This window comes from Fodinibius salsisoli, from assembly GCF_026229185.1.
In the GTDB taxonomy this organism is placed as follows: domain Bacteria; phylum Bacteroidota; class Rhodothermia; order Balneolales; family Balneolaceae; genus Fodinibius; species Fodinibius salsisoli.
In genome coordinates, this window is record NZ_JAGGJA010000011.1 from 117,978 (window position 1) to 131,973 (window position 13,996).

10 protein-coding genes and 1 riboswitch are annotated in these 13,996 nt (G+C 46.1%); of the genes, 4 read left to right on the forward strand and 6 right to left on the reverse strand.

What is annotated here, in order from left to right; translation table 11 throughout:
- Positions 1 to 15 precede the first annotated feature (15 nt).
- The 3 genes from J6I44_RS15550 to metE all read right to left on the reverse strand — a co-directional run bounded on the left by J6I44_RS15550 (position 16) and on the right by metE (position 6,000).
- Entirely contained in the window at positions 16 to 2,427 is a 2,412-nt protein-coding gene (locus tag J6I44_RS15550; protein WP_265767078.1) for a ribonucleoside-diphosphate reductase subunit alpha, read from the reverse strand.
- Positions 2,428 to 2,573: 146 nt separating this feature from the next.
- Positions 2,574 to 3,560, reverse strand: coding sequence for a ribonucleotide-diphosphate reductase subunit beta (locus tag J6I44_RS15555; protein ID WP_265767079.1), 987 nt, complete (start codon positions 3,558 to 3,560; stop codon positions 2,574 to 2,576).
- Positions 3,561 to 3,648: 88 nt separating this feature from the next.
- Entirely contained in the window at positions 3,649 to 6,000 is a 2,352-nt protein-coding gene (metE, locus tag J6I44_RS15560; RefSeq protein ID WP_265767080.1) for a 5-methyltetrahydropteroyltriglutamate--homocysteine S-methyltransferase, read from the reverse strand.
- Between the two features lie 138 nt (positions 6,001 to 6,138).
- Positions 6,139 to 6,367, reverse strand: a riboswitch (cobalamin riboswitch).
- Positions 6,368 to 7,885: 1,518 nt separating this feature from the next.
- On the opposite strand from metE, the gene J6I44_RS15565 reads away from it, so the two are divergent.
- Positions 7,886 to 8,527 (forward strand): 3-keto-disaccharide hydrolase, encoded by a 642-nt coding sequence (locus tag J6I44_RS15565; protein WP_265767081.1) that lies wholly within the window; start codon positions 7,886 to 7,888, stop codon positions 8,525 to 8,527.
- 110 nt (positions 8,528 to 8,637) lie between these two features.
- Here J6I44_RS15565 and J6I44_RS15570 read toward each other — a convergent pair whose 3' ends face one another.
- A complete protein-coding gene (locus J6I44_RS15570) occupies positions 8,638 to 9,084 on the reverse strand; it encodes a hypothetical protein (protein WP_265767082.1) in 447 nt (148 codons plus the stop codon).
- Positions 9,085 to 9,273: 189 nt separating this feature from the next.
- On the opposite strand from J6I44_RS15570, the gene J6I44_RS15575 reads away from it, so the two are divergent.
- The 3 genes from J6I44_RS15575 (at position 9,274) to J6I44_RS15585 (ending at position 10,528) form a co-directional block, all read left to right on the forward strand.
- Entirely contained in the window at positions 9,274 to 9,471 is a 198-nt protein-coding gene (locus J6I44_RS15575; protein WP_265767083.1) for a hypothetical protein, read from the forward strand.
- A 155-nt stretch (positions 9,472 to 9,626) separates the two neighbouring features.
- Positions 9,627 to 9,803, forward strand: coding sequence for a YegP family protein (locus tag J6I44_RS15580; protein WP_265767084.1), 177 nt, complete (start codon positions 9,627 to 9,629; stop codon positions 9,801 to 9,803).
- Positions 9,804 to 9,967: 164 nt separating this feature from the next.
- A complete protein-coding gene (locus tag J6I44_RS15585) occupies positions 9,968 to 10,528 on the forward strand; it encodes a tetratricopeptide repeat protein (RefSeq protein ID WP_265767085.1) in 561 nt (186 codons plus the stop codon).
- Positions 10,529 to 10,594: 66 nt separating this feature from the next.
- Here J6I44_RS15585 and J6I44_RS15590 read toward each other — a convergent pair whose 3' ends face one another.
- Complete coding sequence (locus J6I44_RS15590; RefSeq protein ID WP_265767086.1) at positions 10,595 to 13,201, reverse strand: alpha/beta fold hydrolase; 2,607 nt, start codon at positions 13,199 to 13,201, stop codon at positions 10,595 to 10,597.
- Positions 13,198 to 13,995 carry a lysophospholipid acyltransferase family protein gene (locus tag J6I44_RS15595; RefSeq protein ID WP_265767087.1) on the reverse strand — a complete coding sequence of 266 codons (798 nt, stop codon included), beginning with the start codon at positions 13,993 to 13,995 and terminating at the stop codon, positions 13,198 to 13,200. The genes J6I44_RS15590 and J6I44_RS15595 overlap by 4 nt, the downstream gene beginning before the upstream one ends.
- Position 13,996: the final 1 nt, after the last annotated feature.

The window sequence follows — 13,996 nt, forward strand, 5'->3', positions numbered from 1 at the left end:
TTTAAAGCTTACCGCTTATTCACACGCCGGACATATCCTCCGCAGCATGGGGTCTGTGGGACAGGAATTGGCATCGGCTTCCAGCGCCTGGTCGACGGCTTCATCCCCGAATTTTTCACGCGCCTTGGCTTCCAATTCCGCTTTATCCTCTTCTACCGGATCGGTCTTCTTCGGGGTCCCGTTATCCGCGGATGATCCGGAAGCTCCGAATCCTTTACGCGATCCGCGCTTGTTGACCTTCTCTGTGTACTTCTCCCCTTTCACTACTTTGTCAATGAAGCAGTAATAGGTGGACTTCAGCTTTTTCTCCCACGCATAAAGATAGATCTCCTCCATGTTGTCGCGGAGCTGCTCGTCGATATACAACGACTTCGAAACCGCCTGGTCGATGGACTCCTGGAAGGCCGCCGCAATATCGACCTGTCGCTTGGGATGGATCTCGTAGGCCGTTTTATACAGCTGCTTGTCGATGATGCCATCCAGCTCGTCAATATGCTGCACCGAACCGTTATTAGCTTTGATCGTATCGGCCATCTCATCGCTCCACTGCCCTTGCTCTTCCAGATCCTCAATCAGCTGACGATTGATAACAATATGCTTCCCGGAAAGGGTATCACGCGAATAGAGATTGCTGAAGTAGCTGTCGATAGACGAGGTGGTTCCGGTGATGATGGAAATGGAGGCCGTCGGGGCAATGGCCAGCAACACAGCATTGCGTCTCGGCTCATAATCGTACGGATTACCCTGCTCTTCCATCTCCTGGTAATGCTTGAAAGCTCCGCGCTCTTCGGCTAATTCTTGCGAGGTGCGATAAGCTACTTCACGCATAAAGGAACCCAGCTTTCGCGCAAGGATGACCGCCTCTTCCGAATCGTAGGCAATATCCAGGTCGATGAGCGCCTCGGCAAAGCCCATCATTCCGATACCCAACGGACGCAGATCCATGGTGTTTCGTCGGGCAGCCTCCGAGGGATAGAAGTTCTTATCCAGGATATTATCGAGTCCACGGACCATCACTTCGAGTGTATCCTCCAGCTTATCCCAGTCGATGTCGTCCTGTGCTTCATTAACGTGCTTCGACAGATTCACCGACGCCAGCGTACAGACCGCCGTAGAATCCGGCCGGTTGGGAATAGAGATCTCCGTGCACAGGTTCGAACTGTTGATGACACTGTACTCGGGACACGGATTGTGACGGTTGTGCTCGTCTTTGAAAATCAACCACGGGTGACCGGTTTTCGCCAGCTTAAAGAGGTATTTCTTAAAGAAGTTCTGGCTGTCCAGCTTTTTGAACTGCTCCAGCTCCCCGGCCTCAGCCTGCTCAATACGTTTCTCATACTTCTTCCTGAAGTCATCTCCAATTGCATCCACCAATTCTCCACAAACTCCGGGATCAAAAAGGTAAATGGGTTCTCCCTCCTTGATCCGGCGCATCATCTCGTCCGGCATCCAGAGCTTGGTGTTGAGCGAAGGCGTTCGGAAGTAGGCATTGCCTGTGGTTTCGCGCAAGTCCATGAAGCCGTCGATATCCAGATGCCACGGCTGCATGGAGATCACCTGCGAACTGCGGCGACGCCCCCCCTGCTGGATCGAATTCACCAGCGTATCAAAGATCTTGATGAACGGTATAGCGCCCGAAGACGGAGCGTTCAACGATTCAATATTTGAACCTGTCGCCCGGATACGAGTGACATCCGTACCCACACCGCCTGCATACTTCGCCAGGAAAGCTGTTTCGCGGGCCTTGTCCATAATCGAATCCAGCGAGTCGTCAACCACGCTCACGTAGCAGGAAGAATACTGCGAGGTGACCGTACCCGAGTTAAAGAGCGTGGGCGTGGAGTGCAGGTATTCCAGCTTCGAAAGCTTATTGTATATCTTGACGATCTCTTCATTGGAATTGCCGATGCCCATAGCCACCCGCATAAAAAACCACTGCGGCTTTTCGATTACCTGCTGGTCACGATTCTTCATCAGGTAACGGTCGTTGAGGGTCGTCAAGCCAAAGTAGCCCAGCAGTCCGTCGCGCTCAAAATTGAGAGACTCAGCCAGCAAATCTAAATCAAACTCCTTCAGTCGCTCATCCAGCAATTCCTGTTCAAAAGCCTGCTCAAGGAAATCATGAAAATCATCCAGTCGCCGGTCAATTCCTTTGTTAATGAGCTTCAACAGCTGACGGGTGGCCAGCGTATCGTAGACCGGATGTTTGGGGATCAGCTGCTCGATAGCTTTGAGGACCAGTCGGTCAAGTTCTTCTGTGGTCACTCGTTCCGGGACTTTCAGATCCAGCTCTTTCATAATCAGGAAGACAAGTTCGTAGTCGTCCTCCACTTCCAGTCCCTGGATGATTTCAAAAATGGCGTTGATAATTTGTTGGGTTCGGAAGGGTTCTTCCGTGCCGTCGCGTTTTATGACTGTTCGTTTCATAGTTATAAGGGTTTGTTATTATATTTTCCGGATGACTCTATTTTCCCGAACCATCGGGACTCCGCTGCGCTCAATATGACATCATCCTGAGCGCAATTCCGACGTGGGCGGAATGTAGTCGAAGGGTGACTTGGGGTGATTGTGTATCAATAATTAGTGTATTCGGTGGAAGATACTTCGAAGAAGTTGATCAGCTTCTTGACGTCTTCTTTCTGCAGGAAACGCAGCGGATTCTCGTTAATATGGAACTCCTGCTCAAAACCCAGCTCCTGTAGCCTCCGGTCGGTGATGTACTTCAGGTAGCGCTCCAATTCTCCATAAGAGATGCCCAGAATAGTACGATCACCGAATTTGTGCTTCACGTACTCGATCTCCAGTGCCGTGCCTTCCAGGATCACGTCGCGGATTTCCTGCACGTACTCCTGGTCTTCCACAATCTCTGGATTTTCATCCAGCATGATAAGGATGGCCTCGATGCCGTTCTGCAGATGCAGCGACTCGTCGATCAGTACCAGCTCCACCCCGGAAACAACGTTCTTCATCTTGGCCATATCCTTGAGAGCAAAAAAGTGTGCAAAAGAGGAATAGAAGAAAATGCCCTCCAGGATAATATTGTTAAGCAGGATAGCCCGCAGGATTTGTTTCTGTCCCTCGAGCGAGTTCGGATCAATCCGCCCGTAGCTGATCTTGTCGATTTCATCCACGATGAGCGACTGCTTTTTGCGCAGGATGGGATCGTCAAAGGCTACATCGTACATCTTCTCCCGGTCCATACCGAACGACTGCAATACAATTTCGAAGAAATCGCTGTGGATGTTCTCCATAAACAGCTGCGTGCTGAAGCTCATCTTGGCATGGGGATCGGTAAGCAGTGGGAAGAAGGAATTAACCAGCACATTCTGCACCAGCAATTCCGACGAACAAAAGTAGCCGACGGCGGTATCAAACAGATCTTTCTCATCCTCCGAGAGCGTGTGGTAGTCCAGCGCATCCTGCTGGATATTCAGCTCCTCCGGGAACCAAACAGCCTTCTTCTGCTTTTCATACAATTCTTTAAAAATGGGATATGAGGGATCCTCACTCAGTTTAATATTATCACGTACAGAGGTGCGTCCAATGAGTTTATGGGGCATAGTGTAATTATTTAGAGATTATATATGAAATTTCTATAGAGATGATTAATCAAATCGACAGATTATTGGGAATTCCCAATATTTGGATTTATTTATTATGAGAGACTTCCATCTCAACCCTTTCCCTCATCTGTCGGGCTGCTTTGACCATATTTTCTAAGGATGGCAGCGTCTCCTCCCAACCGCGGGTTTTGAGTCCACAGTCTGGATTAACCCACAGTTGCTCCGGCGGAAGCACATCCACAGCCTTTTCCAGCAGATTGACCATTTCCTCGGTCGACGGCACGCGGGGCGAGTGAATATCATAGACCCCCGGACCGATTTCGTTGGGATAATCGAACTCCACAAAGGCATCCAGCAGCTCCATCTGAGAGCGCGAGGTCTCCATGGAGATCACATCAGCATCCAGGCGGGCAATATGCTCGATTACATCATTGAACTCCGAATAGCACATATGGGTATGGATCTGGGTTTGATCATCCACCACCGTTGAAGCAATTCGGAAGGCATCCACGGCCCAATCCAGGTAGTGAGTCCAATCGTTCCGGCGCAACGGAAGTCCCTCGCGAAAGGCCGGCTCGTCAATCTGGATGGCCTGAATGCCCGCCGCTTCCAGATCAGCCACTTCATCGCGGATAGCCAGCGCAATCTGTTTCGCGGTTTCGGAGCGCGACTGATCATCCCGGGGAAAGGACCACTGCAGGATGGTTACCGGACCCGTAAGCATCCCCTTCACCGGCTTTTCGGTCTGCGATTGCGCATACGAAGACCACTTGACGGTCATAGGATCCGGCCGATGCACATCGCCATAAATGATGGGCGGCTTTACACCACGGGTGCCGTAGCTCTGCACCCAGCCGTTGCGGGTAAAGGCAAAACCGGCAAGCTGCTCTCCAAAATATTCGACCATATCATTGCGCTCAAATTCGCCATGCACCAACAGATCCAGACCGATTTCTTCCTGCTTTTCGATGAGATCAGCCGTGGCTTCTTTGAGCTTCTGCTCGTATTCCTCTTTCGATAGCTCGCCCTTCCGATAGTCGGCTCGCCACTGACGTACTTTTTTTGTCTGAGGAAAGGAGCCGATGGTGGTAGTCGGAAAGAGCTCCGGCAAATCGATATGCTCCTGTTGGATTTTCTTACGTTCGAGGTAGGGGTTATCCCGATGCAGGATATCCTCATCTAAGTTGTCCATGCGCTGCTGCACTTCGGGATGGTGCACTAAAGTCGACTCCCCTTTGTCGGAAATATCTGCCTGATGTTCTTCTACTTGCTGGCGCTCCTTAGCTGTTAAATCATCTTTTGCCAACTTCTTCAACAGTGACAGTTCTTCCAGTTTTTGATTGGCAAAGGCCATCCAGCGTTTTATATCGGTCGGAAGGGCCGTCTCGTCCGTCTCCTGTTCCAGATCCACCGGACAGTGCAGCAACGAGCTCGAAGGTGCTATAAGTACCTGCTCCTCACCAATGGCTTCAGCGGCCTGTTTTACAACCTCAACTGCTTGCTCAAGGTCCGCTTTCCAAATATTACGTCCGTCGATTAGTCCAAGGGAGAGTTTGGTTTCTTCATCCAGATGCTCCAGCACCTTATCCAGCTGACCGGGTGCTTCCACCAGATCGATATGGAGGCCTTCCACTGACAAGTCACACGCCAACCCAGTATTCTTGTCCAGTCCTTCGAAATAAGTCGTCAGCAGCAGTTCCAGTCCCTCCCGGTCTTCTGCAAGCTTCTCATAAGCCCTCTGATAAGCGACCTGGGCTTTTTCATCCAGATCAAGACAAAGGAAAGGCTCTTCAATCTGCACCCATTCTACGCCCATCTGCTCGAGCTCTGATAGTATTTCCTGATACACCGAAAGCAATTCATCCAGCAGATCCAGGCGATGAAACTCTTCCGACTCATCCTTTTCTTTGCCCAGCAACAGGAAGCTTACTGGTCCAATAAGCGTAGGTTTGGTAATCACACCCACTGATTTTGCCTCCTCATATTCATCAAAAACCTTTGATGAGAGGCATTCGAAGGTCTGCCCGGCCGAAAACTCCGGCACAATATAGTGGTAATTGGTATTGAACCACTTGGTCATTTCCATAGCCGGGATGTCGTGCTCATCATCCTGCACGCCACGTGCCATAGCAAAATAGGTGTCAATAGGATAGCTGTGGGTGCCGTCGTTTTCTTCCTGGAACAGTTCCTGGTAGCGATCGGGAATCGCTCCGACCAGCATAGCCGTATCAAGCACCTGGTCATAAAGGGAAAAGTCGTTTGAGGGTACTAAATTGATTCCAGCTTCTTTCTGTTTAGTCCAGTGCATCACCCGAAGGGCTTCGCTGGAGGCTACCAGCTCTGATTTATCGATCTCGTCTTTCCAGTACGATTCGACAAGTTTTTTGAGGTCTCTTTGGATACCTATCCGCGGATATCCGAGATTGTGAGTAAGCATAAGTACATTCTGTTTTAGCTATAATTATGAGGAAGGGATGCTAAAACATTGAAGAAGGCAGGGATAGAGATGCTCATATGATCAATAAACCAATGCAACCTGTCTGCCTTTCAACAACACCTTAACTCCCGAAGGCCTCGTTTACTCGACTTAAAGGCAGGTCTCCTGGCTTACCGACAGACTCTTTTGACCTTCCCGCCTCGTTTGGGGCTGAGGCAGTGGTTATTCAAAAGATAAATCGGCTTACAGTTGCGGGAACAGCTCCGGATTTCCATCCTACGCATAAAGCTTCGGAGGATAGGCACCGGATTCCCTTTTCACCCCACACTAAACTTTAGTGCGGGGCACCTTTAAATCTTACTTTCAAGAAAACAGCTTAGGCGTTCATTGTCAACGATTACTTTTCCACATTTTACCGGAGTTGTCAACAATTTGGAATCTTTTCCTTGTCTGCCCCAAGCCTTTGGAATTCATCGTTCCAAAAATGGAACAGGAATTACTTTTACTATTGCCAATGATTTTTCTACCACCTTTTGGCTTGACCCAAAAGGTTCCTAAAAGGTCAAGAAGAATTTAACTCCTCGGTACTGGCAACCTCTACTGCCGCTGATCAAGGTTTGGCTGCAGTACCTCGTCTAACAGAAATTCTTCCGGTAGGTCTAGTCACTTTTAATAGAAAGAAAAAAAATAGAGAAATAGCTTTTTCCTCCGGCCTTAGGGTTGTGAAGGTGTTGGGTTGCCGGGGAGCAACGAGGAGTAGAAAGAATGGTTGTTTGAATCCCGGTATGCACCCGGAGAATCCATCAGCCGGTGAGTTTTTGGGTTACTTTTTTGCTCATTCAAAAATAGTAATAAGAAAACTGAGGCATCCCCTTGGCTTAGCTATTTACAATTTATTAAGGCCATTACTGTATCTTTACCACTTTTGTGTCGACAAAAGTGGAGCAAAAACGACCGACTGAAAATGCTGTAAACGCTGTATCCTTTGGGTGGAATAATTTTGATGGTCCGTTACATACAGAATCTATGTCATAGGTACTTACCGGCACAAAATTATTCTGACCACCCTCGGTTCCGCACAGCATTCATTATGTCGGCGGTATGAGTGCCTTGTTTTTAGTACAATTTCTTGGCCTCTGCTCATGCTTCTTAGCCTGCCCCACAGAATCCTCAGAGGGCCACGAAGTGGCATTCTCAGGGCTGGCCATGTTTAGGATTACCAGCTCTGCTGAAAGAAAAGGTCAAGAATAATTTAATCCCTGGTACAGAAAGACTAAACGGTCGCTAATCATCTTTTTAGGCCTTACCCCGTAAACAAAATTTCTTCCCAGTAGATCTTTTCGCTTTTAACAAAAATCACAACCTGTAGAAGCTCCTTTACCTCCAGCCTTAGAATCCTCAACTTCCTGGATAGGTGAAGCGAAGGCGAAGGATAACAAATAATTTCCTGTCTGAGGACCAGCGGTCCGAGCTAAATTATTTGCCGAAGCCACAGCAGAACCTGGAAAGCAGAGGATTCTTCAGCCTTGATCTTTTACCGGTCTTTTGGATCAAGCCAAAAGACCACCATAAAACAAAAAGCTTGATCCCTTATCCTCTTGACCTCCATCCGTAATAAGTACAGGCTACGCTCCTTATATGCATAACCAAAAAGTCATATTAATGACCTTTAACTTCTCCCTACTATGTTAAGGAGTGCAATCAGTAAGGTCAGGCAGTTTTATCCTACTGTATGCTTCTCCATATAAAGGATACCAGCGCCTGTATCGCCTTGCAAAATTAGATATTGAATGGCTACGCGAATATGCGTATGGTTAATAACGTAAAATGTTTTCCTTCTGCGGAATGATCACAATCATAAATGATAAACATGAATCGACACATTATGAGTATCTCAAAAAAATTATTAGCAGTCGCCGCTGTCATTGGAATGATGCTGGGTGGTATCACAACTGCCTCGGCACAAGAAAGCGAAGAATGGGTATCACTCTTTGACGGCCAGACGCTTAACCACTGGCAAGCCAGCGAAAATCCGGAGACGTTTTCGGTGGTTGATGGACAGATTAAGGTTGACGGTCCCCGTGCCCACCTGTTCTACGAGGGCGCTGTTGAAAACCATGACTTTACGAACTTCGAATTCAAGGCGGATGTTAAGACCACAGAAGGTTCCAACTCAGGTATCTATTTCCACACGGAATACCAGGAAGAAGGCTGGCCGGAAAAAGGATACGAAGTGCAGGTCAATAATACGCACGATGATCCCCGTAAAACGGCCAGTCTCTACGCTATTAAGGATATCATGAACGATGCCCCGGTTGAAGATGAGGAATGGTTTACGATGTACATTAAGGTGCAGGACGACGATATCACTATCAAGGTAAATGGCGATACGATGGTGGAATATACTGAGCCAGCCGATGTGGATCGTGAAGGACGTGTACTTGACAGTGGTACTTTTGCCCTGCAGGGTCACGATCCGGAGAGCGTAGTTTACTATAAGAACATCAAAGTACGTTCATTGGATTAACAGGCCCGACTTAATAGAAAGTCTCATTAAATACTTTCGCAATTATCATCGGATGAGTGATCGTCTCAGCCTTATGAAAAGCCTACTCACTCATCCGATGACTCTTTATACTACCTCTTGATGTAATAATAAAGCTGCGTGGTTGACTTAGTGATACTGGCCGTGAATACAATAATCACCAGCAAGTGCAGTGTCATAAACGGTACAGTCAGCCACATTTCCTTTCCAGCAAACTCCGAAGCCGCTTCATTAATAAAAATGTGTACCATAAGCGTCACAAGAGCTCCCATCAACAGGTAATAGGCATTACGATAACTTTTTGATTCAATCAAGACTTGTTCATCGTCGTCTTGATCCTCTCCAGCATTGAATTCTTTGAGCAGAGCTAATACCACCTCTACTGCTACGGCAATCCCTAATATTTTCCAGAATAGATTCATAATAAAATCATATCCAGCCATACCTTCCGGCCAACCAAATACCGAAACCAAATAAAATGTCAGTAACACAATAGAGGAAACCAGCGAGCTCCAGGCATATATTTCTTTTTGCGACATCGGCATTTCCTTTTATCCATTTATAGTTATTACTACCTAAGCTATACGAGATGCACCCAATACGGATACTAAAAAAAATTGTAAAATGAGCATTTAAGTCCTAAACCCTTTTCCAATATCTTGAACCTTCCATAATATATGTTATGTTCGTCATCTGATAATCATAACTATCACTAAGGACGGAGAATAATGGAAAAGATGGACCGCGTCATCAACGCAATAACCGACTATATCTCTAAAAACGGTCAGGAGTACAACCGCCTGCTTATTTCACGAACGTTTTACACTGCGCTAAAGAAAGAAGCGAAGGAGCATGACTCGAAAGTTGATTTACCCCGCCTGGAAGTAAAAGATAATGTTGACTATGATTTTAAGCTTCTGCCCTAAGTCTCATTTGATCCTGGTCGGATAATCATAACAACATTTATCAAATTTTAGGCGCTTATCAGTTCGTACTTACAAAAAATTCATTTATTTTATAGCAGATAAAGTGATTTCGTTCACGCATATAATTGATAATTCTAAAGTTAAGCAGGACATTTATGCCACGATGTGAAATGTACAAAGATATGAAAGGCGAATGGAGATGGCGAAGAACAGCCAAGAATGGCGATATTGAGGCCTATTCTGATGGCGGCTTTGAAGATAAAGAAGAATGCAAAAAAGATGGTAAAGAGAATGGAAACTGCACCAGCTATACGCGCAGTAACTCTTATTAGGATATAGATCCTTAACAGATTTTTCGAGGCTGCTCATTAACCTGTGAGCAGCCTTTGTCATTTTTGGTAATATTCAAAGGATGGGTGCGGATGAGATCTATTTTTTAGTCGTGCTACTTTGTTATTACCTTTCGTCCAACTTTTGATCATCTTTAATTAGCAATATGGGACAGAGAACAGAGCGCTTTTTTGAGCGAGGTAAAAACTTTTTTGAAGCGGGCAACAATGAACAAGCACTCCGATTATTTAATCAGGTTCTTAATAGAGAGCCGGGCCATAAAGGGGCGCTTAAGCATAAAGCGCTTCTTTTTACTGCGTCTGAGGAACCTCAAAAAACAGAACAATTTCTTGATATAGCGCTCACTCAACAGCCTGAGGATGATGAACTCCAACAGATCGCCGGGGCGTTCTATATTAGTATCAATGAGTTTGAACAAGCAGAGGATTACCTTAAGCAGTCAGTTCAGTTCAATGATCGAAACGCCTTAGCTCACTATGGGCTGGGACTCATTTGTGTGCGTCACTATTCTGACCATTCACGAGCTATAAAACATTTTGATAAAGCGATTGCTCATGATGCTGAGTTTAGTGAAGCCTTATTTAACCGAGCCTGTAGTTCTATGATCGTGGGGGCAACCGAAAAGGCAAAACGGGACTTTCAAACAGCCAAAAAATTGAACCATCCCGAGGCTGAAGAAATGTTAAACAACTATTTTGACTCCTAGCATTATGGGAAACTTGCTACAGCCCCGATTTTAGACAAACAGATTAGCAATTATAACTCAGCGAAACTATCGGGACCGTTCTTCTAATAACGTCTTAAAAGTTCGCTTTAGAAAGCCTCCAAAACTTGAGGGGGTCCCCCCCTGTCTCCTATGTTGATTTCCAATTTCAAAGGCAACTTTCCACTGCTTACAAAGTATACCTATTCCTTTAAAGAAGCTATATTCATTATCGTAAATATTTGTAGATTCTGAAGTTACCCCATTCACTTCAATAACTTTTAATCCTTCTCCTCTTTTGAGTTTTTCTTCCGTTGGTGCTTTCAAATCCAGTCGGCCAAAATAAAATCCAGAGGTATGATTACATATTTCATTAAGCTTTCTCTCAAGCACTTTTGTTTTAAGTACTTCCCCTTCTTCAAAAACAGCTCCACGTGCATGTGTCCCTAACTCTACGACATTTACCTGTTCTCCTTTTTCTGGAACATCATAAAGGCGCTCTTCATGTTGCTTTAAATGATATTTTGCCAGCGTTACGGCCGTATCGTCATCCAGAATAAGTTCTTCCATCGTACGCTGTCCATCTCCTTGCACATACACTAAGTTTTTGGTGGTAATAGAAAATATTTTTCCCTTCGCAGCATTTGGAAAACGGTAGTAAAAGATTCCGTATTCCTGGCCTCCTATAAACTCCTGGATAATCAGATCGGTCTTGGTCTGTTGGATGTATTCCTTAAGCTCTTCTTTACTTCGTACAATACGGACCCCTTTGCCCCTCTGGCCAATATCAGGTTTTAGCACCACAGGGAATGACCGTTCATACTCTTCCATAAAGGAGCACGCTTGTTGAATACGGCTCTCGGCTTTCTCATCCACATGAAGCAATTTAAAAGCTCCTACATATTGATCATCAAATTTAGATAGAATTGCTGACTTCGATTCCCCTACAAATCCTCCATCAGGAATTTCAGGATTGGCTAACGTAAATAACGTTACACATCGGTGCTTGATCCCCAGATAAAAGATATAGCAGCTTATGGGTATATAGAGTAAAAAGAGAGACCAGTACTGCCATCGGGTTAATCGCCGGTAGCGTGAAACCAACAGGCGACGTCCACGGTAGCTGAAGGCGGGAATAAATACCTTTGCTATCATAATTAAAAGAGCAACCAGGCCTAAAAATACCCAGATGGCATAATCTTGATACATCGAGAAATAATGAAGCAGCTCATTACCCAGAAGCTGAGAAATACCCACCAGGATGGGCGTCCATATAATGGCGGCAAGCAGAAAATATCCGACAAACATCCAGAAGCCTGCACCGATAACTCCCGCACTGAAATAGGTCGGGAAACGACTGCCCGGCAGAAAGCGGCTGGCCATAATGATCATGGGCCCCTTTCGGTGGAACCATTCAGCACTTTTATCCAAATCATCCTCGGAAATAAACCATTTAAACGGCGCTTTACGGACTGCGGAACGCCCGACAAACCGGCCCATCAGGTAAAGCCCCACATCGCCAATAAAAATCCCCGTCAGGCAGGCCAGTGTGGCAGGCCAGAAGCCAATAAGTCCCCGGGCTGCCAGCAAGCCGGCACCGATACATGTGAGATCTTCGCTAATGAGGGTGGATACAACAATAAGCAGCATGATGATGAGCAGCGAAAACCCTTTAAACTTTGCGAAATCCACATTAGAAAAAGGCTTCTCAGCTTCCTGTATCCGCTCAGAGCTGGCTTCTGCATAAGTGAGTGCCTCGCCGGTTCCTACATCTTTTATAAAATGACCAATAGTTTGGCTAACAGAGTCACTGTGGGTTTTTACCAGATCATGATCGGCTTGATAGAGCTTAAGTTTACTTTGGGGCACAATCCGATGATGTTCCTGAGCGGCGGCCAGTGGCACGAGCGCATCCTCTTCCCCATGTAAAATCAACATGGGCTTTTTATAGGCTTCCAGATATGATCGTATTGGCCGTTGATCGGACTCATAGTAGCTTTTGGCATATTCCACATTAATAGATAAGGCATCGAACAAGCCAAAATGTGGAATTGCATTATGCAGTAACCAAACTGCTGCTAACTGGATGCTGTAAACGGCATGATTTAACGTATAGCCACCTAAGAGCTCCAGCTCTTGTACTCCTATCGATGAGAGCAAGGTAATGGATTCAATCTGCTCACCGGCATTGTGTGCCCAATGTATGGCACTCGCTCCTCCCAGTCCATAGCCGACCACATGAACTTGCTGTAGGCCTAGCTTGCGGACCAGTTGTTTCGAGTAGGTAGCTAAGGCTTGGAATGAGTAATCGGGCAATTCTTCTTCCGACGGTCCATAGCCTGGAAGGTGCGGAACAATCACCCTATGGTCGGTAGACAGTTTAGGCCGCAGCTGATCAAAAACTTCTGGTCCTTCAGGCCCACCAGCCAAGAGCACGATAGTTGGTTTATCGACTTTAGATCCCTGAAAATAATCCTCATAGGCAACTTCTACGGTTTGGGGATGCAACTGATCCTGTGCTCCGACGACCTGAAGCATCACTTTCTGATCAGCGCCATTATCCTGATTAATAGGACTATCAAAAAGCCACGCAACAAGATGGGAAGCGACCAAAAGCATAATATAAACCAACAGATAGCGTTTCCACCCCGTCACACCCAAAAGCTTTAATTTCATACACTTTTCATTGGTTTTGTGCTTCCGGCTTGTTCTACAGGCTGAAAATTTGCTTTTACCAACTGGTGAAGCTGGTCTGATAGTTGCTTCCGGTCTGCATTCACAATCCGCTTACTTCCAAATGTGATATCAGCCTTGAAACCGGGCATTTTAAGCAGTTCCCAAAAATGATCCAGAAAAGACATCCCTCCCCACCAACAGATGTATTCCGAGGCCGGCTTGTTGGGATCAAAACTCTGATAGGTAAGCGTGGCGTAACTTACCGGCACATTATGTTGGGCCGGATATTCTAATAATGAAGGATGAAACGGCAATACGGTTTCTCCTTTTGTGCTTGTACCCTCTGGAAAGATGATAATTCCCTGATCTTCTGTTATCGTTGACTTAATCATATTATTGACCCGCTGGACATCTCGCTTCAGGGCTCTGTCAATAAAAATCATCCCCAATATCTTTGTCCCCCATCCAAAGAAAGGCCATGATTTAATTTCGCTCTTGGCAATAAAAGTACCATCAACAGCAAGCCACAGGGGGACTACATCCATATAACTTAAGTGGTTGGATACCAAAAGATAAGGAGGGTTAGGTGGAGTTCCATTTATAGTAATTTTAAAATTCAACAACCTGGCTGTCAACCATGCCCAGCTACGGATGATACAATTCTTCCACCGTATAGCCCATGAGGGTATTACTAAGCCTAACAGAATATTACCGGCACCTACCAAGAGTACTGTAAAAAGGGACAGAAGAAAAAAAAGAATAAGCCGGATAAACCCTCTGGTTGTTGCTATCATA